This is a genomic window from Maribacter litoralis (assembly GCF_902506355.1).
Lineage (GTDB): Bacteria > Bacteroidota > Bacteroidia > Flavobacteriales > Flavobacteriaceae > Maribacter > Maribacter litoralis.
This window is the reverse complement of record NZ_LR733271.1, coordinates 3,283,054-3,305,383: the sequence shown is the minus strand read 5'-3', so window position 1 is coordinate 3,305,383 and position 22,330 is coordinate 3,283,054. Positions and strand designations below refer to the sequence as shown.

The window sequence follows — 22,330 nt, the reverse complement described above, 5'->3', positions numbered from 1 at the left end:
TTCTTTAATTCTCAATAGAATTTGCAGCTGGATCATCTTCTGGCAGTTCATATTCTTTTTGTTTTTTACCAAAAACAGAAACGTTTACATACCTTTTTGGATTCAAACGAAAATCTTGTAATAACAGATCTAACTCTCTAGAAGCGTTATTTAAATTTGTATAAAGCTCCTTATCATTCATAAGTAAGCCTAAAGATCCGTCACCATTTTCAATTTTAGAAGTCACCTGATCCAAACTTGCCATTGTAGATTCTAAACTTTCCAAAGTACGACCAAGTCCGGCTGCATTTAATGAATCTGAAAGTTTTGCGAAGTTTGCTGTTAGTTTTTCAAAATTTTCGAATGAAGTATTCAACTTTTCCTCATTACCCGCCAGAACGGTGTTAAGTGTTGCGGCACTGCCGTTTAAACTATTGATCAATGTATTTAAACCACCAATAACTTCTTTCAATTCTTTTTTGGTGTTCTCATCTAAAACAGAATTTACGTTAACCAGAACAGAATCTGCTCCAGATATAGCTGACTCCACTTTACGTACCAAAGGATTAAGTTTTTGCTGTGCCAAGTCTGTAATACCAGGCCTTGTTTCTGTTTTCAATGTATCACCAGATTGAGCAGGTGCCCCATCGAAAATAGGTTTTATCTGTAAACCTTTTCCACCTATAATACCGGTATCATACAACTCTACGGTACTATTTTTAGAAAATTTAAAATCATTACCAACCGTAAAAGTCACCAATAAATTTCCTTTTTCATCTAAAAATCGAATATCATTGACCTTACCAACACTGAAACCGTTTATAGAAACAGTAGTACCAGATTGCAAGCCCCCAACATTAGGGTAAACGGCAAAAAATGTTTTGCTATTATCAAAAATTGGGGTGGACTTTAAATAGCTGAATCCCATGATGAACAGCAAGATGCCACCAATAACAATAATTCCTGTTTTTAATTCTCTAGATAGTTTCAAGCAGTTGAATTTTTATTACACTCAAAATTATGAATAATATTTACACTTTATGGATTAAATTGAGAAACCTCGTCAATGGCTTCTTGAATAGGAATTCTTTCCCCTAGTTTATAAGCAACAATATATGCGGAACCATACCCTTTATTTTGCGCTTGACTTTGCATCATTTTAGCTTCCCTATATGATCTTGTTTCTCCATACATATATCTATACAAGTTTTTATATGGTTCTTGTGAAAGATTTGAAAGACCTTTAAAATTACTAGGACTTAGAGGTACATTTTTACTACTTGCCATTAACTGAATTTTAAAGACAATAGATTTTGCCACCTCATTGGCATTTATTGCTTCCTTTACGGCTGCAGTTGTTTCCTCCGTTTCTTTTTTTACTTCCACAGATGGCACATTTACCGAATTAGGCTTTTTCGCATCTGCAACTTTTTCAGCGACTGCTTCTTTTACTACAACCTCCTTTTCATTAATTTTCTGAACTGCAAGTTCTTTTTGCTCTTCGGCTTTATCAACCACATCCTCTTTAATTGGCGGAGCCTTTGGTTGTGACACAGTAGCCTCTACGTTCTTTTCGGTTGGCTGAACACCTTCCTTATAATTTAAAATTGCTTTTGCAATGGCATCTCCCATTTCATTCTGCCCTTTGGCTGAGTTCAAATAAGCCCCTTCTTCTTTATTGGTCAGAAATCCGGTTTCAACCAGTACACTTGGCATGAAAGTTTGGTGCAAAACAATAAAACCAGCTTGCTTCACCTTTCTATCCGTTCTTTTAAGTTGTTTAGAAAACTTTTCTTGAATCATAGTAGCCAAGGCTACACTCTGATCTAGAAATTCCTCTTGCATTATTGTAAGCCCAATAACCGATTCTGGTGAATTAATATCATAGTCGGCATATCTATTCTCATAATTATCCTCTAAATAAATCACCGAGTTTTCTTTCTTTGCAATCTCAAAATTTTGTTTGTTGGCATGAAGTCCCAGTACAAAGGTACCCGCTCCATGTGCATCAGATGTATGGGAATCACAATGAACAGACACGAACAAATCTGCATTGGCTTTATTCGCAACTTCTCCCCTAACATACAAATCAATGAAAGTATCATCTTTACGGGTGTAAATTACTTTGATGTCTTTATTCTTTTCAAGAATTTCTCCTACTTTCAAAACAATATTTAAAGCAATCTTTTTCTCTAAATACCCATTACCAAGATTTCCAGGATCATGACCGCCATGGCCGGCATCCAAAACAACAATAAACGAGTCATCTGACTTAACCTCTTGTTTTTCAATAGAAAAAGACAATAAAAAAAAGGCTGTTACTAAAACCAGTGTAATGCTAAAGAATTTTATTTTCATACGTATTAGGGTTTATATCGCCCTTATTATGGTTAAATTTATGGTAAGACCCTACATATGGATTAAAAAATATATGTAAGTTTGACATCTTAAATAACGGCTCATTGGACCGCCAAACCTTTACAAAAATAGGATATATAGCCTTGCAATCAAACAAACAATACTTACTTTTCCTATTCATGGTTGTTGTCTGTGGTTTTTTTGCCATTGGTCAAGAAGGTAAAATTACTCCTCTGAATATCAAAGCAGATAGAGATTCAATAATCGCACCGTTATTTCCGCCATCCGCAATTAGAGACTCTATAGCAAATGATTCTTTAGCAGCAGATTCACTAAACCAAAAGCCACCACTGCTACTAGATAAAATTACCTATAAGGCTAAAGATTATGTGAAATTGAGCCAAAAAGAGAACAAAATCTATCTTTATAATGAAGCGGAAATCTATTATCAAGATACCGAATTAAAAGCTGGTATCATTATAATGGATTACATTAAAAATGAGGTCTATGCCGGTAGAATGGTAGATTCTTTAGGTAATTATACGCAGCTACCATATTTTAAGCAAGGCTCTAACATTGTTATACCAGATTCCATCCGATTTAATTTTGATACACAGAAAGCTCTTATTTGGAATTCTAGAACAGAACAACAAGCTGCAGCTGGTGCACTGGGTAGCGATGCCATGAAAGTGTATGCCGAAATCACCAAAAAGGAAAATGACTCGGTTTACTTTTTAAGCGAAGCTAAACTAACGACATCAACAGACACCATTAACCCAGATTACTATATTAGAGTAAGAAAGGCAAAATTTGTACCTAAGAAAAAAGTAATTGCAGGGTTCAGTAATTTATACATTGCAGATGTACCAACACCGATTGCAATGCCATTTGCCTATTTTCCATTAAGTGTTGGTAGATCTGCAGGGGTACTTATGCCCGCTTTTGGTAACGATCCAGATGCCGGATACTTTTTACAGGACATGGGATATTACGTACCATTGGGCGATTATGCCGATATTACCCTTACAGGAGATTTTTATACAAACGGAAGTTATGCGTTTAGAACAGCATCCATTTATACCAAAAGATATAAATATAGAGGTAATGTAAACCTAAGATTTGAAAATATAGTTAACAGTCAAAAGGGATTTAGTGATTACAGCCTTTCAAGAAACTACAATATTCAATTTTCACATACACAAGACACCAAGGCGAGTCCGAACTCCAGATTCTCTGCATCCGTAAACTTAGGTAGTAGTGATTATTATCAAAATTCATTACAACAACGAAATTTACCGAACACACAAAACAATACCTTATCATCATCAATATCATACTCTAAAACATTTCCAAATTATCCATCTGTGAATATGAGTATGACCGCTACCCATTCACAACTAACATCAGTTGCAACAGATGATGATGATGACGATAATATCAATATGACCTTACCTACATTTCAAGCAAGTGTAGAGCGTATTTATCCGTTTGTAAAGCGCGATGGCATAAAAAAGGGTATAATCGACAATATTAACTTTCAATACAGTGTCAATGCTCAGAATCGATTGACCACCAACGATGAAGATTTTTTTACTTCGAAAATGTTCGACAATGCCCGTGTAGGTGCCAGCCATAGTATACCAGTTGCAACCAACTTTAAAGTAGCCAAGTTTTTCAGTGTCAGCGTGGGCGGTAACTACGAAGATGTATGGACACTAGAAACGTACAACCAAAGTTATGATGAAGATCTTGACGAGGTCGTAAGGGACACCATAAGTGGGTTTGACCGCTATAACACCTATAATTTTAGCGCTAGTATTGGAACGACACTTTATGGAACTTTCAATTTTGGTGAAGACAAAAAAATACAAGCCATAAGACACACCATGAGACCATCACTTAGCTATGGTTACGCTCCTTCTTTTGAACAGTTTTATGACGAATATCTTGGTGAAGATGGCGTAGAAGTACAGTATAGCCGATTTACGGGCACAATAAATGGAGCACCGTCTTTAGGTAAATCAAACAGCTTAAGTTTCTCTTTGGCCAACACTTTAGAAGCAAAAGTAAAAGATAAAGATTCCACCAAGTTAGAACCTAAAAAGGTATCGCTTCTAAGCAATTTCAATATATCAACAGGTTATAATTTTGTATCGGATTCCCTCCGCTTAAACCCCTTAAGTATTAACGGAGGAACAAGTATTCTTGACAATAAGATGTCGATAAACTTCTCTGCCGGTTTAGATCCATACGCAATTGATAATAACGGTACTAGAATTGACACGTGGAATATTGACAATGGCGGAAGCCTTTTTAGACTGACAAGGGCAAACGCCAACGTATCTTACTCAATTAGCAGTGATATGTTCGGTAAGAAAGACGATAAAGGCAGAAAAGAAGATGAAGAAGAGTTAGATCCATTTGACTATGTTGCTCAAAGTGGCGGTAGAGACGATGATCTATTTGGTAGGGCCGATGATTTCAATTCAAACCCCATTAGAAAAGACGACAAAAACGCCGATGTAGAAAACCCCGTTTACGGTACCAAGATCCCTTGGAACGTAAGAGTTGCCTATTCTGCTAATTACAGTAATACCGCTAGGCAAAATGAATTTAGTAGCCACTCTTTAATGTTTTCTGGAGATATTGAACTAGCCCCAAGGTGGTCTGTAGGAGGTTCTTCGGGTTACGATTTTAAAAATCAAGGTTTTACTTTAACGCAATTACGTTTTCAACGAGATCTAAAGAGTTTTACCATGCGTTTTAACTGGACGCCTTTTGGCACATATAAAAGATGGTATTTCTTTATTGGTATAGATTCATCAATACTAAAAGATCTTAAGTGGGAAAACAGAAGCCAGAACTAACGTTTAAATACTAGCAACTATGAAAAAGATTATAAATACCGAGAATGCCCCAGCACCGATAGGACCATATAACCAAGCAATTTTAAGTAATGGCACCTTATATATTTCCGGTCAAATTCCAATCGACCCAAAAAGTGGAGAGCTAGTTTCTGGAGATATTAAATTGGAAACAAAACAGTCTATGGAAAATTTAAAGGCCATTTTAACCGAAGCTGAAATGACCTTTGAAAATGTTGTGAAGTCCTCTATTTTTCTTAGTGACATGAATCAGTTCACCGAAGTTAACGAGGTTTATGCTACCTATTTTAATGCCGACACAGCACCTGCGAGAGAAACGGTTGAAGTAGCAAATTTACCTAAGTTTGTAAATGTTGAAATTTCAATGATTGCAGTAAAATAAATTTCTACATATTAGATCTGTGAAACTCAACAAGTCCCTCAATAGGTCTTTGTCTAATAACACCAACTATCAAATCATTTCTAAGTAAAACAGATGTTAATTCATCTCTTAGATAATGGGCAATACTACCCACAAAATTGATTGGCACCTTGGTAGCCAATTCAAACTGCATTACATAGTTATTTATAAACTGCTGAAAACCTTTATCAATTACCCCTTTTGAGTACGGGTGATCTTTATTTTCAATTAAAAACCGAGCAAAAGTAGCTAAATACGTATTTGGGTTTGGCTGCTTGTACAAGTTCTCCTTAATCACATCAGCATCTAAATCATGTGATGCCGCAAACTTATGTGCTAGATCAGATGGCATTTTATGAAAGTAGTAGTCACGTATCAACTTACGGCCAAAGAAATTTCCACTACCATCATCCATAGGAATATAGCCCAATGAGGTTACTTTTTGAAATAATTGGTTACCATCATAATAACTACAATTAGACCCTGTTCCTAAAATACAAACGATACCTTGATGACCAACTTTGGTAGTAGCAAAAATTGCTGCATACGTATCTTCTTTTACATCTGCTTTTGCATTAGGAAAGAAGTCTTTAAAAATACCTTTTAAAAAGACTTTCATACGATCGGTACCACAACCGGCACCATAAAAGTACAAATGACTGACTTTCTCCCTGTTCTTAGAAAGTTCAAAATTATTCGCTAAGCGATCTTCTATGACATCTTTTGTCAACACTTCTGGGCTTAAACCCAATGTTTGCGTTAAAAAAAGCTGTTCGCCATTTTCATCTAAAGCAATCCAATCTGACTTGGTTGCGCCACTATCTACTATTAAAATCATATACCGAATGTCTTTAAAAAATAAACCTGAAAACAAGACGCAAAAGCCTCATTTTCAGGATATATTATTGTTATACTAAAATGATGCTTACAACGTGTTAACGTGCTGAATAAGGTCTACCATTTTATTGGAGAAACCAGCTTCGTTATCATACCAGCAGATTAACTTGAAGAATTTAGAATTCAACTCAATACCTGCACCTGCATCAAAAACACTTGTGTGAGACTCACCAACAAAATCTTGAGAAACGACAGATTCTTCAGTATATCCTAAAACACCTTTCAACTCACCTTCAGAGGCAGATTTGAATGCTTTTTTAATTTCTTCGTAAGAGGTTTCTTTTTCAAGACGTACAGTTAAATCAACTACAGATACATCGGCAGTAGGAACTCTAAATGCCATACCTGTAAGTTTACCTTCTAATGCAGGTATAACCTTGGTTACCGCTTTTGCTGCACCTGTAGAAGCAGGTATAATGTTCAACATTGCACTTCTACCACCTCTCCAGTCTTTCTTTGAAGGACCATCAACGGTCATTTGTGTAGCAGTAGTTGCGTGTACCGTAGTCATCAACGCTTCTTCAATACCAAAGCTATCATTCAATACTTTAGCCATTGGCGCTAGACAGTTTGTAGTACAAGATGCATTAGATACAATTGTATTATCAGCTGTAACCTCTGTATGGTTTACACCCATTACAAACATCGGAGCATCTTTAGAAGGCGCTGAAATAACCACTTTTTTAGCACCACCATCAATATGATATTGAGCAGTTTCTAAAGTTGTGAAAATACCAGTACACTCCGCAACGGTAGTAGCACCAACCTCATCCCACTTACAGTTTTTTGGATCTCTTTCTGCAGTAATACGCACAGTTTTACCGTTTACGATCAAATCACCATCTTTTACATCAACAGTACCATCGAATTTACCGTGAACAGAATCGTACTTCAACAAGTAAGCCAAGTGCTCAACATCTAATAAATCATTGATAGCAACCACATCAACATCACCACGTTTTACCGTTGTTCTGAAGACCAATCTACCTATTCTACCGAATCCGTTTATTCCTATTTTCAAATTTGACATTTTCTCTCTTTTTATTATTTAAAATTATGTAGTCATTATTTCTGAAACTCGTATAAGTTCCTTATCAATTTTCGTATGTCCTTTTATCGCCTTGTTAATTGGCGTTAGTGTAAGTTGGTTATCCTGTATACCCACCATAAGGTTTGTTTTACCTTCTAACAATGCCTCAACCGCCTTAACTCCCATTCTACTGGCAAGTACACGATCAAAACAAGATGGCGCACCACCTCTTTGCATATGCCCTAATACCGATACACGTACATCATATATAGGTAAATGCTCTTCAACATACTCTTTAAGTTCGAATACGTTTTTACCAGATTTATCTCCTTCGGCTACTATTACAATACTTGAAGACTTACCAGACTCTTTACTTCTCTTTAGAGATTCAAGCAATCTATCTAACCCTAAATTTTCTTCGGGAATCAAGATTTCTTCTGCACCGGCACCAACACCTGCATTCAATGCAATGTGCCCAACATCTCTTCCCATAACTTCAACGAAAAACAATCTGTTATGAGAACTTGCCGTATCGCGAATTTTATCAATACATTCTACCACTGTATTCAAAGCTGTGTCAAAGCCTAGTGTAAAGGTAGTACCAAAAATATCGTTATCAATGGTACCGGGAATACCTATTACAGGAAAATTATACTCCCTGTTAAATATCATGGCTCCGGTAAAACTACCGTCACCACCTATAACTACAAAAGCATCTATACCAGCTTTCAATAGTTGATCATGAGCTATTTTTCTTCCTTCCGGTGTTCTAAAATCGTTACATCTAGCAGATTTTAGAATAGTACCTCCTTTATTGATAATATTGTTTACGCTACGGGCATCCATTGGTTTAAAATCCCCTTCTATCATACCCTGATACCCTCTGTAGACTGCAACACAATCTACCTTCATATAGGCACATGTACGAACAACCGATCTAATTGCTGCATTCATGCCAGGAGAATCACCCCCTGAAGTCAGCACTGCTATTTTTTTAATTTGTGATATCATTGAAAAATTTAAGCCAACGAAATTAATGAATCTTAGTCAAAAACGGAATATTCTGCCATCGCATTTTAAGAAAAAATCAACGAAAAGGATTTCGTTGTAACATATTGATGGTTAATTTCTTAAAAAGCTTAAATACTTAACAATTAGATTGCATTTAGTTATCGATTTAATGATTTTGACTTATCGTAAAAACGAATAAGACTATCATTCCCCATAACTGAAGAAGGGCTTTCAATTTCTCTAACAGGCTCTTCTTTTTCCTTAGGCTTTGTTGCCAGTATTTTCTGAAAAAGCTCCCTAAAATTATTAAAATCAACCTCGTATGAGATACCTGCGCCTTGAGTGGACCCTTGAAGATCCGATAAATATGCCTGAATTTCACTTTGTCTACTAAAGAAATTTGCACTTAACGTACCTTCTTCGTTTAATAAAACTTGTATTTCAAAATCGCCGGCCACCAAAGTTTCACTTGACGCACCTACTGGAACCCCAACTTTACCATTGAATAAAATTCTATCTGATATTTGGGTAGAAACCGTAACACCAATACGATCATCTGTCTCTATATCGGCAGAACGATCCAAAATACCTTGCTCGTAAGATAAACCAAGATTAAACTTATCATTACCACCACTTAAAATGGAATTCAAAATACTTGATGCACTTTGCACTAAATTACCGGTAATCGCTTGTTGATTGATTCCACTCTGGGAATTCACAAAGGTACCTTGCGCCAATAAGAATATAGCATTCTTTTCTTCTACGGTAGGATCCTGCAAACGATATTCCAATTCTGATTTAACAACGGAATTGGTTCCAGGAAAATCGATACCGAAATCAATATCTGGCTTTTGCAACTGCCCCGTTAAGCTTATAATAACATCTGTAGGTATTCTACGGGTAAAACCTGCATCATCCAATAGCGGTGCCGGGTTAGCATTCAAAGAATATACAGCTTCCATATTCAGTATGGCTTCCAATGGTTTTTGGTCCCAATTAATAGTTCCACCAGGTTCAACAGAAAATTTCTTATCTATAATACCTCCAAACTTATAATTGAATTCACCGGTTACTACAACGTAATCACCATACATTTCAAATTTACCGTTTGTATTGATCTGTATTAAAATAATACCGACCCCGGTTCCTTTTAGTGAACTGCCCGTTTTTGTATCCGTAACAATTTCAACTTCGGCATCTGGTGTAACATCTAAGTTGAATTCAAGCTCCAAACCTTGATAGTCTTTTAACTGGCGTTGACTTTCAATTCTCTTTCTATCATTCTTTTCAATGAAATTTATAAAGGAATAATCACCTACACTAGCTACATCACTCAGCGGAATTTTTAAAGAAGTTCCTTTTGCTGTAGTACCGTCAACCGTAATATTCAAAGCGGTAGTTGGTCCATAAATACGCCCCGTACCATTTAAATAACCCGTACCATAATAAAGCTCACCTTCTTTAAATTCGGTATTTAATATTAAGAACCGTTCATTCTGTGTATCCACATTTAAATCTAACACCCAATCTTTAAAGAAACTATGTGTAATGGTACCATCTAAATTAGCAGTGGTACCTTTGGCTACATCTTTTAAGGCTATATTTTCAAAATCGAATGTTTGATTGCTTAAAACGACTCTAGAGCGTGGTGCAAATTCATAATCTACATTTAAATAAGGTACGGCTATACCAGCATTGTCCAAAGTTAGGAGTCCGTTAAAAATAGGATTATCCACATCTCCCTTAATACTGACCCTACCATCGACCTCTCCCCTAATATGATCAATAACCCCTTCACCCAAAGGACTAAAGGGCTCTAAATTAAAGTTATTAAGATTGGCAATTAAATTCGCCCTAGGAACATCTCCCCTATTCTCTACACTACCAACGACACTAAATTTTTCTAAACCATTATCAGACAACTGAGAATTTACCTGAAATTCGGTCAAATCTCTATTTCCAATAATACTTATAGCCAAATCGCCTAACGGAATGTCGTTAATGCCAAATTTATCGATATTTAAATTTGAGGAAGGCAAATAAATACCATCTTTCTGTAATACGTTTAGTGTTCCATTTACTTCCCCTTGCAATTTTAAACTATCAATAACAGGCGTAATCTTATCTAATGAAACAATTTTAAATTGCAGCTGCAGGTCTTTATAGGTAGAATCTGCCAATTGCCCTTTTAACCTTATTTGCTCCTTTTCCTCATTATTCATTACAATTTCTTGTATTGTAATACTGTCTAGAGCCCTATTTAAAATTACTTTATTCTTTGTATTACCTTCTTTATTTAATACCCACTTATTACCTTTAAAATTGACATCTGAGGTTTTAAGACCAATAACAGATTTATTATCCTTATTGAACGTATGATAAAAATTGAGGTTATAAGAATCATTGAACTCACTACCTCCCTTAAACTCAGATCTAAAGAACAAAGTATCTTTTAAGGTGGTGTTGATCAAGTTGAAATCTTTAAAATTGTAATAAGGCGTATCTAATTCCCCGACCGATACATAGGTATTGAACAGCGGATTTTTGTTATCGATACGAACTTCAATTTTATCTGCCGCTGTACCAAAGGCCTCTATACTTGGCGACTCAAAATTCAATTTAAAATCGCCTTCATCCGCTACTATATTACCTTTAATAAAAGTATTTGGATCAAAGCGAACTTCAGGAAAGAACACATCAACAATTTTATTGTAGATCTTAAAATTGAAAGAAAGGTTTTGACCATCTGATATTTGAAAAGGCCTATAATTTGTATAAATACTACCCAATGAGTTCTGCACAAGTTTACCTAACTCCCTCACCTTAAAATTACCTTTCATGAAACCGGTAATTATATCTGGAGAATTAATATTGATTGTACGTTCCTTTTCTTGATCAAAACTTGATGTGACCGCAAAATCTTCAAAATAATAGGTATCGTTTTTATTTTGATAACTTGTTTGAGTAAAATTAATATCACCAACAATATTATCTAACGTTGTACCTGTGATATCCATACTTACATTTCCTTTAAATACAGATACGCTATCGTTAATAATATTCAGTTTCTTTAAATCTGCATAATCTACCGAGGCGATAAAGTTGAAGTTGTTTCTGGTTTCGGCAACATTGGCAAGACCTTTAAAATCGAATTTAAAATTCTCATCGTTACTCACCAACGAACCATCGAACAGCTGATCTTTTATGATACCGGAAACACGAATATCTTGATAATTGTATTTATTAAACTCAATAGAATAAATTTGACCAATTACCTCGGTATTCAGTTTTTCCTTTACAAAACCTTTTCCTTCTACATTAAAATCTAAAGTAGTTTTGCCTAAGTTTTTGTTCTCGGCAAAATCGCCCAAATCAAAATCTATTAAAGAAATAAAACCTTTATAGGTGGCATTGTCAATATTATTGAAGTCACTAAGTACAATATCTGCATAACTACTGCCTACCGCAGTATTTAAATTCACCTTGGCATCTATGGAAGAATTGGTAATAAATGCATTACCACGAATGGTAAATTGCCCTAATTTACTAAATGATGAAGGCAGAGAGTTACCAATTAAATTAGGCAACAAAGCGTTTAATTGATAATAGCTACTTGTAACATTTCTCATTTCAGCATCTAAACTGAACGGTTTCTGCTTGTTAAAAAGGTTCTTAAAATTAAAGTTACCTCGTATACCGGTATCATCTGAAAACAAGAAGAGGTCATCTGTATTTAAATCGTTCAATACTCCGTTTACATTGGCATTGAATGTAACCTCTTTGCCTTTTCCAAATTCATCATAAAGTAAATTAACTTCATCAAATGCCACTTTAGATTCCTTAAACTCGGCAACTACATTCACCTTATTTAAAAAATCGGCAAAGTCTTCTCTGTTATAATTAAAAACCAAATTGCCATCCAATTCAGATAAAGGAGTTTTAATCTGTAAAGAATCAAAACGCATTTGTTGCTTGGTATATTTAAAGTTAGTTGCCAAACGATCTACTTTTAAACCCCTTTTACTATAGAAAGCCATTTCTTGAATATCGGCTGAAACTTCTGGTCCTAGAATCAAAAAATCACCGGCACTAATATTTAAACTATCAAAATTTAAAACTGTAGTATTTTGTAAATTTTCGTCTATATATTTAAACCTGCTCTTGGCGATATCGACTTTAGAAGAAGATAATTTAAATGGAGGTGTACCCTCTGCCCTTGGTTTACCATCATCCAATTTATCCACAAATACCTCTAGGTTTGTATTTCTTTCTCCAAAATAAGTTTTGAGCTTAAAATTTAGTTCATCAACAGAAATATCTCCAAACTCCAGATTACCTTGAGCCAAGTTTCCCAAACTTAAAATCGATGTCTTAAGCTCATTTACATAAAACAGCGTGTCTTGTTGATAGTCTTCTATGTATACTCCTTGCAAACCTGTATTCCAAGAAATCAACGACACTTTTAACCTATCAATATTGATATGGGTACCGTACTGATCGTTAATTTTTTTCGTAGCGAACTGTGCCAATAAGGTCTGAACCACTGGCAACGAAAAAATGATGGTACCTAAAACACATATCAGCAATAGCACTAATAATGTTCTAACCAATATTTTTCTCAGTTTTTTGATAGGTCTTTATGTTTTACCTTTGTTATTCAAAATTTATTCCAAATATGCTGGAGCACAAAACAATTTATATACTTGCTATTGAATCTTCTTGTGACGACACTTCTGCGGCAGTTTTAATGAACGATAAAGTGCTCAGTAATGTTGTGGCTACCCAAGCAATTCACAAAGAATATGGAGGGGTTGTACCAGAACTTGCTTCAAGAGCCCATCAACAAAATATTGTACCTGTAGTGCACCAAGCATTAGCCAAAGCAAATATCGATAAAAAACAATTATCAGCCATAGCATTTACACGCGGACCTGGACTAATGGGTTCTTTATTGGTAGGCACCTCTTTTGCCAAATCCTTATCACTTGGTTTACAGATTCCCTTGATCGAAGTCAACCATATGAAAGCCCACATTTTGGCTCATTTTATTAAAGAGGAAACCATGAAAGCACCTTCATTTCCTTTTTTAGCCTTGACAATAAGTGGCGGACATACCCAAATTGTACAAGTAAATGATTTTTTCGACATGAAAATCATTGGGCAAACACTTGACGATGCGGTAGGAGAAGCTTTCGACAAAAGTGCCAAAATATTAGGATTGCCCTACCCTGGCGGACCACTAATAGACAAGTATGCTGCAACAGGTGATCCTCATAAATTTGATTTCCCAATACCCAATGTAAAGGACCTGGATTTTAGTTTTAGCGGATTGAAAACAAATATTCTTTATTTTATACAAAGACAGACCAAAGCAGATCCTGATTTTATAAAAAATAATTTAGAGGATATATGCGCATCTATTCAATATACCATCATTACTATTCTGATGAAAAAATTAAAAAAAGCAGTAAAAGAAACGGGAATAAAAGAAATTGCTATAGGTGGCGGAGTGTCTGCAAACTCAGGAATACGCAATGTCTTGACCGAAGCGCAAACAAAATACGGATGGAAAACATACATACCTAAATTTGAGTTCTGCACAGATAATGCAGCAATGATTGGTATAGTAGGATACCTTAAATATAAAAATGAAATATTCTCGCATCAAGATGTAACGGCTAAAGCCAGATATGTTATCTCCTAACATTAAACATAAACCAAATGCAACTTTTCTACACACCCGACCTAGAACCTACCGCTAATTTTTTCACTTTTGACAGTAATGAAAGTAAGCATATTATTAAGGTGCTCAGAAAAAGAATTGGTGACCAATTATGGATCACCAATGGTAGCGGATATTTATTTGAAGCGAACATTATTGGCGATACTATTAAAAAATGCGAGGTAGAAATCATTTCATCTAAAAAAACACATGCAAAATCCCACAAACTGCATATGGTCGTAGCCCCTACAAAAATGAATGACCGGTATGAGTGGTTTTTAGAAAAAGCTACCGAAATTGGTGTCGATGAAATAACCCCAATTATTTGCGACCGTTCTGAACGTAAAGTTTTAAAATTGGAGCGTATGAATAGAGTGTTAGAATCAGCAATGAAACAATCTTTACAAACTTATTTGCCCGTACTTAACGACCCCATACCATTAAGCGAGTTTTTAGATAAGCCTGTAACAGGCTTACAGTTTATAGCACACTGTGAAGAAACGGAAAGACACGAACTTAAAAGAAGGGTCGCCGCCGATAAGGATATCACAATTCTAATTGGTCCGGAAGGTGATTTTTCACTTCAAGAAATTGCACGTGCATTACAAAAAGGTTACGCACCGGTAGCTATGGGTAAAACCAGATTAAGAACCGAGACCGCGGCAATAGTAGCCTGCACTATAGTCGCCTCTATTAATAATGGATAGTATTACAAGTGCGCTTTCGCAGCACCTGTAATATCTGCCTCTTGGTTTTCTATGAACAACATAAGTGTTATATTTTCACCTTCTTTAACGATACTTGGTATCTCTATAACACCTACACCACTTGTTTTTTTAAGGTCCATATATTCTTCGGCAACAACAATATTGCTGTTTTTTAAGGTTCTATGACGATTTTCGCCATTTTTGACTTTTGTAGTTCGCTCGTTAAGTAACAGAACAGCCCTGATCTCCTTATTTAAAACATCGCCATCTACCTTATATTCAAAAGACACCTTTTCTTTACTTCTACGTACACCAGAAATACTTAGAATATTCTGAAATTCTATAGTACTATATTTATCAATGGCCTCAATTACATTAGTTTTATTAGAACCCACCATATGCTCTGTTCCATTTACAATTAATTCTGGTGTATAATTTCCTCTGTATTTAAACTTGGTATTATACCTACTCTGTTTTACGGTATAATTCTTATCGCTAAAAGGGTCTTCCCAACCTATATAATTCCAATAATCTACATGATAGCTCAGAACAAAAACATTATCAGGGTAGGTATTTTTTATTGTCTCCAATAATGCATCGGCCGGCGGACAACTAGAACATCCTTGCGAGGTAAACAATTCAAGCACTACCATACCGTTCGATAATTTTTCTGATTGATCAGAAAACAAAGCAGCATCAACTTTATTATCTTTACTCGATTGAGACCAAATAGTTGTTAGCAATAGACCGACTACAGAAAATACGGAAACATAAAATTTTTTATCAAACATAATAGCATTATAATATTCTATTATTCGAAATAAAATGAAGAAACTTACTATCTACCTTGCTCTTATCATGTCTTTCACATGTTACACCTTATCCGCTCAAGAAATAGCCATATTAAAATATCAAGGTGGTGGCGATTGGTATGCCAACCCCACCGCTTTACCCAACCTTATAAAATTTTGCAACAACAATATAGGTACCACGTTAAAAAACAAACCTGAAACGGTAGAGGTTGGTAGCAGCTCTATTTTTCAATATCCATATTTACATATGACAGGACATGGTAATGTTGTATTTTCAAATGAGGAGATAGAAAATTTGCGTAACTACCTTCTCTCTGGCGGGTTTTTACATATTGATGACAACTATGGCATGAAGCCTTACATTACCAGAGAAATAAAAAAACTCTTCCCAAACAAAGAACTAGAGGAATTAGGAGCCGACCACCCAATTTTTAGCAACACATACTCTTTTCCAAAAGGATTACCCAAAATACATGAGCACGACGGACAACGACCACAAGCTTTTGCTATTTCAGAAAATAACCGAATAGTACTGCTGTTTACATCAGAATCTGATTTAGGTGACGGCTGGGAAGACCCAACTGTACATAATGACCCTGCAGAGGTTAGAAAAAAAGCGCTTGAAATGGGTGCCAATATTATTACTTACGCCTTTAAAAATTAAAATATGACATCAAAAACAATTTCACAGGGCATTTTAAGGGCTGTAGGCGTTTTGGTAGGTATTGTACTACTACTCTACTTTTTGTACACCATTCAATCGGTTCTGGCATATTTGGCTATTGCTGCAGTGGTTGCACTTATTGGCAGTCCACTAGTTCGTTTTTTTAGAAGATTAAAACTACCGAACATATTAGCGGTAATTATAACAATGCTGTTAATGGTAGGGATTTTAGCTGGCATAATAGCCCTGTTCATTCCGTTATTATCCGAGCAAGGTAAAAATTTATCTTTATTAGATATTGATGAACTTCAAGTTAGTTTAAACACGTTGTACCATCAAATAACCAACCACTTAGGTCTCTCTTCCCATATAGTTGAAGACGTTTTTGAAGACCCCGGTTTTGAAAGAAACATTTTACAAGGATTGGATATAGGGTTTATACCCAACTTTTTAAATTCATTTTTAAATGTACTGAGCTCAGCGAGTATCGGCTTATTTTCAGTGCTGTTTATTTCTTTTTTCTTTTTAAAGGACAGCAAACTATTTGAGCACGGATTATTAATATTCGTTCCAGTAGATAAAAAGAAAGGCACAACAAATTCCATTGGAAAAATAAATGGCTTGCTTTCTAGATATTTCGTTGGTCTATTACTTCAAATTTTCATTCTCTTTGTCATCTACACCATTGTTTTGCTAATAGTAGGTATAGAAAATGCGGTGGTTATCGCATTCTTATGCGCATTATTCAACATTATACCTTACATAGGTCCTATTATTGGCGGTGTAATTATGCTAACCTTAACAATGACCAGTAATTTAGGGTCAAATTTTAGTGAAGTTATATTACCAAAAACGGGGTATGTATTTTTAGGACTGCTCTTTGGGCAGCTAGTTGATAATTTTTTCTCGCAACCCTTTATATTTTCCAACAGCGTAAAATCTCATCCGTTAGAAATTTTCTTGGTAATCATCATTGCGGGCCTGTTGTTTGGAGTAGTAGGTATGATAGTTGCAGTACCGGGTTATACAGCCATCAAAGTTATTTTAAAGGAATTTTTGTCCGACAACCCCATAGTAAAATCACTTACCCATAACCTATAGGCATACGTGAACAAAGAAATACTACAACCTGAAGTTCAAAAATTCATTGACGACAACCTTAAAACCGATGTCCACCGCATACTTTTATCGAAACCTAAATTCAATAATGTTTCTCAAAAAGAACTGGTAGAACAAATAGAATCGAAATTAAAGGCGAAAACAAAACTACCCACTTGGTTTGAGGCTACAACTATATATTACCCAAATAAACTCAACCTATCTCAAACATCATCAGAAATAACCGCCAACTATAAAGCATCTTTAATGAGTGGTAAAGCGATAGTTGATGTAACAGGAGGTTTTGGAGTAGATTCATTCGCTTTTGCCCAAAAGTTTGAACACGTTACCCATATAGAAAGGAATAACGACCTTTCTTTAATAGCCCAACATAATTTTGAACAATTGGAAGCAGACAACATAAGCTGTATCGCTGATGACGGACTAGAATTTTTAAGAAACACTCCTAATAGTTTTGATTGGTTGTATATAGACCCATCTAGACGGGATAAAAACAATAAAAAGGTATATTACTTATCTGATTGTGAACCAAACATAGCTACCGAAACATCTTTTCTATTCACTAAAGCCAACAACCTACTGATTAAAACCGGTCCGCTTCTAGATTTAAAAATTGGATTAACAGAATTGAGCAATGTAAAAGAAATACATATTGTAGCTGTAAACAATGATGTAAAAGAAATTCTATGGTTGATGACAAAAAATTTCGAACAAGAACCAAGTATAAAAACGATCAATTTTAAAAATAGCCTAAAACAAGAATTCAATTTTAAACCAAGTGACGAAGTAAATGCAATGCCCACCTTCTCCATACCGCAAACATATTTATATGAACCAAATGCAGCTATCTTAAAATCGGGCTCTTTTCAATTTGTTGGAGAATACTTCAAACTAAAAAAATTACATGCAAACTCTCATCTCTATACCTCTAAAGAATTAATTACGTTTCCAGGTAGAGTATTCAAGATTGAAAACATATATGAATACTCTAAAAAATCCTTTAAAAAATCCGGTATCGAAAAAGCCAATATCACCACTAGAAATTTTCCAGATTCAGTGGCAGAAATCAGAAAAAAACTAGGGCTAAAAGAGGGTGGAAAAAATTACCTGTTTTGCACCAAGAATCTAGATGGAAATTTGATATTAATATCTTGTGTCAAACACTAAAAACTATATTTAAAGAGTAGACTCTTAAATCATCATTCTCTTTTTATCTCCATTTGCTGATCAACAAAATCTCCAAACTACAACGTTGTATATTACCAGAAAACGTAATTTTTTACTTACATAATGCAATTAAATTGTTAAAAATTTAACTTAACATTTTAAAGATTAATAGGACCCTAAATTATTGATATCCCAATATTTACGGCTATTAATACAGATTATTACAATAACAATATGTAATTATGCTTTTATGTCTATCATAATTTAACATTGATGAATTAAGCATAATTAAAGGAAAAGTGCTATTATTATACCGGATTTTGATTTTTTTAACATTTAATTCTGCAACTATTAAATTTTAGAAAGTCAAATTCCGCACAATTAATTTAAACTAACAAACAACAATTATGAGTCAAAAACGTGATTACACGTTGATGAGCTCCAGTAAAAGGTCTTCCTTTATTAAATCTGGGGTATTATCAATGCTTGTTTGCCTAGGCGCCCAATTTGCGCAGGCAAATGAAAACACAAGTACTTCAAACAACGTTGAAGTAGAAACACTTCAAACTACTGTTACCGGAACCGTTCTAGATGATACCGGCCAACCCTTACCAGGTGCCAATGTCGTCGAGAAAGGTACCACTAACGGTACGCAAACAGATTTTGATGGTAATTATAGCTTAAATGTATCTGCCGGTGCTACTTTGGTATTTAGCTATATAGGATTTAAAAGCACCGAAATTGCCGTTAACGGCCAGTCAAATGTAAATGCTACCCTTGCCGAGGATGCAGCTGCACTTGATGAAGTTATTGTACTTGGATACTCTCAACAAACAAGAGGTGATCTTACCGGGTCTGTAGCTTCGGTAGACGTATCTGAAGCAACGAAGGCACCAGTTGTAAATGCTGCATCGGCATTACAAGGTCGTGTTAGTGGTGTAACGGTTGTACAGAATGCTACACCGGGTAGTCCGCCAAAAATTAACATTCGTGGATTTGGTACCAGTAACAACACTAACCCATTATTTATTATTGACGGTTTGCAAACCGATGATCCGTTCGTTTTAAATAGTATCAACCCGAATGACATTGCCCAAATGAACGTATTAAAAGATGGTGCAGCGGCAATTTATGGTGCAAGAGCATCTAACGGGGTGGTAATTATTACTACAAAAGGCGGTGGTTATAATATGGAAAAGCCAGTGGTATCCATTGATACGTACACAGGTTTTTCATCTATAGCTAACACACCCGACTTTTTGAATGCACAACAATTAGGAGATGTTCTGTTTCAAAGCGCTGCTAACGATGGTACCGCATTTGACCACCCACAGTATGGAAGTGGATCTTCTGCTGTAGTTCCCTCTTCATTAAACGGATATACTAGAGTAGTATCTTACGACCCTATTGTTAGAGGTGATGCGTCTGCTACAGTTAACCCTAACGGTACAGATTGGTTAGATGCCATAACAAGAACTTCAGTAATACAAAGTGTTGCCTTTTCTGTTGCAAATGGTGAGGAAAATAGTAAATACTCTCTTTCAGCAAACTATTTAAACAACCCTAGTAACTTGATCGAAACCTTTTATAAAATTGGACAAGTACGTTTAAACTCCGAATTTAAGCTTGGTGATAAAGTTAGAGTTGGCGAGCACTTTAGTGCTGCATACTCTAATGGTAACCAAGGTGGTGCTGGAGCAAGATATGAAGAGGCTGTAAGAAGTAGCCCTTTGATTCCTCTATATGATGATGATGGCAACTTTGCAGGTACAGGCGCTCAAGGAACAGGTAACTCTAGAAGCCCGTTAGCACAATTATATAGACAAAGTGACAATTTTGGAAAAACAATAAGACTATTAGGAGACATCTATTTATCAGCAGAGTTAATGGATGGTCTTACTTTTAAAACTACACTAGGTGGAACAATAAATTCTTATAATACTCGTAGTTTCCAAGCTTTGGATCCAGAACACAGTGAGCCTTTAGGTACCAACACCCTAACAGAGCTTAATCAAGATGGTTATTCTTGGACCTTTACAAACACTCTGAACTATAAGAAAACCTTTGAAAATAGCAAAATAGATGCCTTAGTTGGTATAGAATCTGTAAAAGACGGTATTAAAGGAAAACAGGTAAGCCGTACAGGTTTCTTATTTGAAACGCCAGATTTCTATTTATTGAATAATGGTAGCGGAACACCAAATATTGACAGTGCTTATGATTCAGCGACATCTCTTTATTCTCTATTTGGATCAGCAACATATTCTTATGCTGACAAGTATTTTGTAACCGGTACATTACGTAATGATACCTCTTCGCGTTTTTCGGGCGATAACAAGAGTGACACTTTCCCATCTATTAGTGCAGGTTGGGTAGTAAGTAAAGAAGATTTTATTTCTTCCGATTCTGCTCTGAGCTGGTTCAAATTAAAAGGTTCTTGGGGTCAATTAGGTAATCAATCATTACCAGCGAGCAACCCAACGATCAATATTTCTACCCTTAGCGAAAGTTTAGGTAACTACGCTATTGATGGTAGCGCTATTGCTACTGGTGCAATACTTTCTTCTGTTGGTAATCCTAATTTGAGATGGGAAACTAGTGAAGCTATTAACGCCGGTGTGGAACTAGGCTTTTTCAATGACAAGTTCAATGTAGATTTTGAATGGTTTAAGATTACTACTAAAGATTTGATTACACAAGATAACAGCTTGATCAGTACCACGGCAATTGATGCTGCAGCACCTTATGTAAACGCAGGTAATGTTGAAAACACAGGTTTTGACATTAACCTTAGATATAAAGACGAAACTGAATCTGGATGGAAATATGGGTTTGATGTAAATTTCTCACACTACAAGAATGAAGTAACAGATTGGATCAGTGAGTTCCAAACAGGTGACGATAGTTTCCGTGGTGGTGCAGTTTCAAGAACACAAGTAGGTGAAGCAATTTCTTCTTTCTACGGTAGAGAGGTAATCGGTTTCACAGATGAAGGAAGATTCGAGTATCGAGATATAGATGGTAATGGCACTATAGATGATAGTGACAGAACATTTATTGGGTCTCCACACCCAGACTTTACATATGGTTTCAACTTTAACTTGGGCTATAAAGCTTTTGACCTATCATTGTTCTTACAAGGGTCTCAAGGTAACGATGTTTACAACTACGTTAAAATATTTACCGATTTCCCAACATTTGTAGATGGAAACAGAAGTGTAAGAGTATTAGACTCTTGGACACCAACGAATACAGATGCTACATTGCCAGCATTAAGCAATTCAATTCAAAACAGCGAAACGCAACCAAATTCTTATTTTGTAGAAGACGGATCTTACTTGCGTTTAAAGAATATACAATTAGGGTATGCTTTTCCTGAAAAAGTAACAAGTAAAATTGGTCTTGATATGTTAAGAGTTTACATACAAGGAACAAACTTGTTTACGGTGACAGGATATGATGGTTTTGACCCAGAAATTATATCATCTGTTACAGGCAATAACTTAACATTAGGTGTAGATAATCAGGTTGTTCCTCAATCTAGAATTCTAACACTTGGATTTAATTTAAAATTGTAAA

Annotated in this window: 15 protein-coding genes; 8 read left to right on the top strand and 7 right to left on the bottom strand. The window is 35.5% G+C overall.

Features of this window, described 5'->3' with window-relative positions:
- Positions 1-4 precede the first annotated feature (4 nt).
- Positions 5-970 (bottom strand): MlaD family protein, encoded by a 966-nt coding sequence (locus EXIGUO8A_RS13880; protein WP_116772086.1) that lies wholly within the window; start codon positions 968-970, stop codon positions 5-7.
- A gap of 47 nt (positions 971-1,017) precedes the next feature.
- Positions 1,018-2,337 (bottom strand): N-acetylmuramoyl-L-alanine amidase family protein, encoded by a 1,320-nt coding sequence (locus EXIGUO8A_RS13875; RefSeq protein WP_159303591.1) that lies wholly within the window; start codon positions 2,335-2,337, stop codon positions 1,018-1,020.
- Between the two features lie 179 nt (positions 2,338-2,516).
- On the opposite strand from EXIGUO8A_RS13875, the gene EXIGUO8A_RS13870 reads away from it, so the two are divergent.
- Positions 2,517-5,204 (top strand): putative LPS assembly protein LptD, encoded by a 2,688-nt coding sequence (locus EXIGUO8A_RS13870; protein WP_159303590.1) that lies wholly within the window; start codon positions 2,517-2,519, stop codon positions 5,202-5,204.
- A 19-nt stretch (positions 5,205-5,223) separates the two neighbouring features.
- Complete coding sequence (locus EXIGUO8A_RS13865; protein ID WP_116772082.1) at positions 5,224-5,604, top strand: RidA family protein; 381 nt, start codon at positions 5,224-5,226, stop codon at positions 5,602-5,604.
- A 4-nt stretch (positions 5,605-5,608) separates the two neighbouring features.
- Here the strand turns inward: EXIGUO8A_RS13865 and EXIGUO8A_RS13860 are convergent, their stop codons facing one another.
- The 4 genes from EXIGUO8A_RS13860 to EXIGUO8A_RS13845 form a co-directional block, all read right to left on the bottom strand.
- Positions 5,609-6,460, bottom strand: coding sequence for an N-acetylglucosamine kinase (locus EXIGUO8A_RS13860; RefSeq protein ID WP_058103289.1), 852 nt, complete (start codon positions 6,458-6,460; stop codon positions 5,609-5,611).
- An 87-nt stretch (positions 6,461-6,547) separates the two neighbouring features.
- Positions 6,548-7,549 (bottom strand): type I glyceraldehyde-3-phosphate dehydrogenase, encoded by a 1,002-nt coding sequence (gene gap / locus EXIGUO8A_RS13855; protein WP_116772081.1) that lies wholly within the window; start codon positions 7,547-7,549, stop codon positions 6,548-6,550.
- A 24-nt stretch (positions 7,550-7,573) separates the two neighbouring features.
- Entirely contained in the window at positions 7,574-8,560 is a 987-nt protein-coding gene (gene pfkA, locus EXIGUO8A_RS13850; protein ID WP_116772080.1) for a 6-phosphofructokinase, read from the bottom strand.
- Positions 8,561-8,718: 158 nt separating this feature from the next.
- A complete protein-coding gene (locus EXIGUO8A_RS13845; protein ID WP_236564494.1) occupies positions 8,719-13,170 on the bottom strand; it encodes a translocation/assembly module TamB domain-containing protein in 4,452 nt (1,483 codons plus the stop codon).
- A gap of 65 nt (positions 13,171-13,235) precedes the next feature.
- On the opposite strand from EXIGUO8A_RS13845, the gene tsaD reads away from it, so the two are divergent.
- Positions 13,236-14,264, top strand: a complete 1,029-nt coding sequence (gene tsaD / locus EXIGUO8A_RS13840) for a tRNA (adenosine(37)-N6)-threonylcarbamoyltransferase complex transferase subunit TsaD (RefSeq protein WP_201304120.1) — start codon at positions 13,236-13,238, stop codon at positions 14,262-14,264.
- 17 nt (positions 14,265-14,281) lie between these two features.
- The gene (locus tag EXIGUO8A_RS13835) at positions 14,282-14,989 is read left to right on the top strand and encodes a 16S rRNA (uracil(1498)-N(3))-methyltransferase (protein ID WP_159303588.1); all 708 of its coding nucleotides are present in this window, start codon (positions 14,282-14,284) and stop codon (positions 14,987-14,989) included.
- A 2-nt stretch (positions 14,990-14,991) separates the two neighbouring features.
- Here EXIGUO8A_RS13835 and EXIGUO8A_RS13830 read toward each other — a convergent pair whose 3' ends face one another.
- On the bottom strand, positions 14,992-15,780 hold the full coding sequence (locus tag EXIGUO8A_RS13830; protein WP_159303587.1) for a DUF1223 domain-containing protein: 789 nt from the start codon (positions 15,778-15,780) through the stop codon (positions 14,992-14,994).
- Positions 15,781-15,814: 34 nt separating this feature from the next.
- Between EXIGUO8A_RS13830 and EXIGUO8A_RS13825 the strand changes: the two genes are divergently transcribed.
- From EXIGUO8A_RS13825 to EXIGUO8A_RS13810, 4 genes are all read left to right on the top strand, one after another.
- On the top strand, positions 15,815-16,465 hold the full coding sequence (locus EXIGUO8A_RS13825; RefSeq protein WP_159303586.1) for a DUF4159 domain-containing protein: 651 nt from the start codon (positions 15,815-15,817) through the stop codon (positions 16,463-16,465).
- A 3-nt stretch (positions 16,466-16,468) separates the two neighbouring features.
- Positions 16,469-17,566 (top strand): AI-2E family transporter, encoded by a 1,098-nt coding sequence (locus EXIGUO8A_RS13820; RefSeq protein WP_159303585.1) that lies wholly within the window; start codon positions 16,469-16,471, stop codon positions 17,564-17,566.
- A 6-nt stretch (positions 17,567-17,572) separates the two neighbouring features.
- Positions 17,573-18,751, top strand: a complete 1,179-nt coding sequence (locus EXIGUO8A_RS13815) for a class I SAM-dependent methyltransferase (RefSeq protein WP_159303584.1) — start codon at positions 17,573-17,575, stop codon at positions 18,749-18,751.
- Between the two features lie 407 nt (positions 18,752-19,158).
- Positions 19,159-22,329 carry a SusC/RagA family TonB-linked outer membrane protein gene (locus tag EXIGUO8A_RS13810; RefSeq protein WP_236564493.1) on the top strand — a complete coding sequence of 1,057 codons (3,171 nt, stop codon included), beginning with the start codon at positions 19,159-19,161 and terminating at the stop codon, positions 22,327-22,329.
- Position 22,330 lies beyond the last annotated feature (1 nt).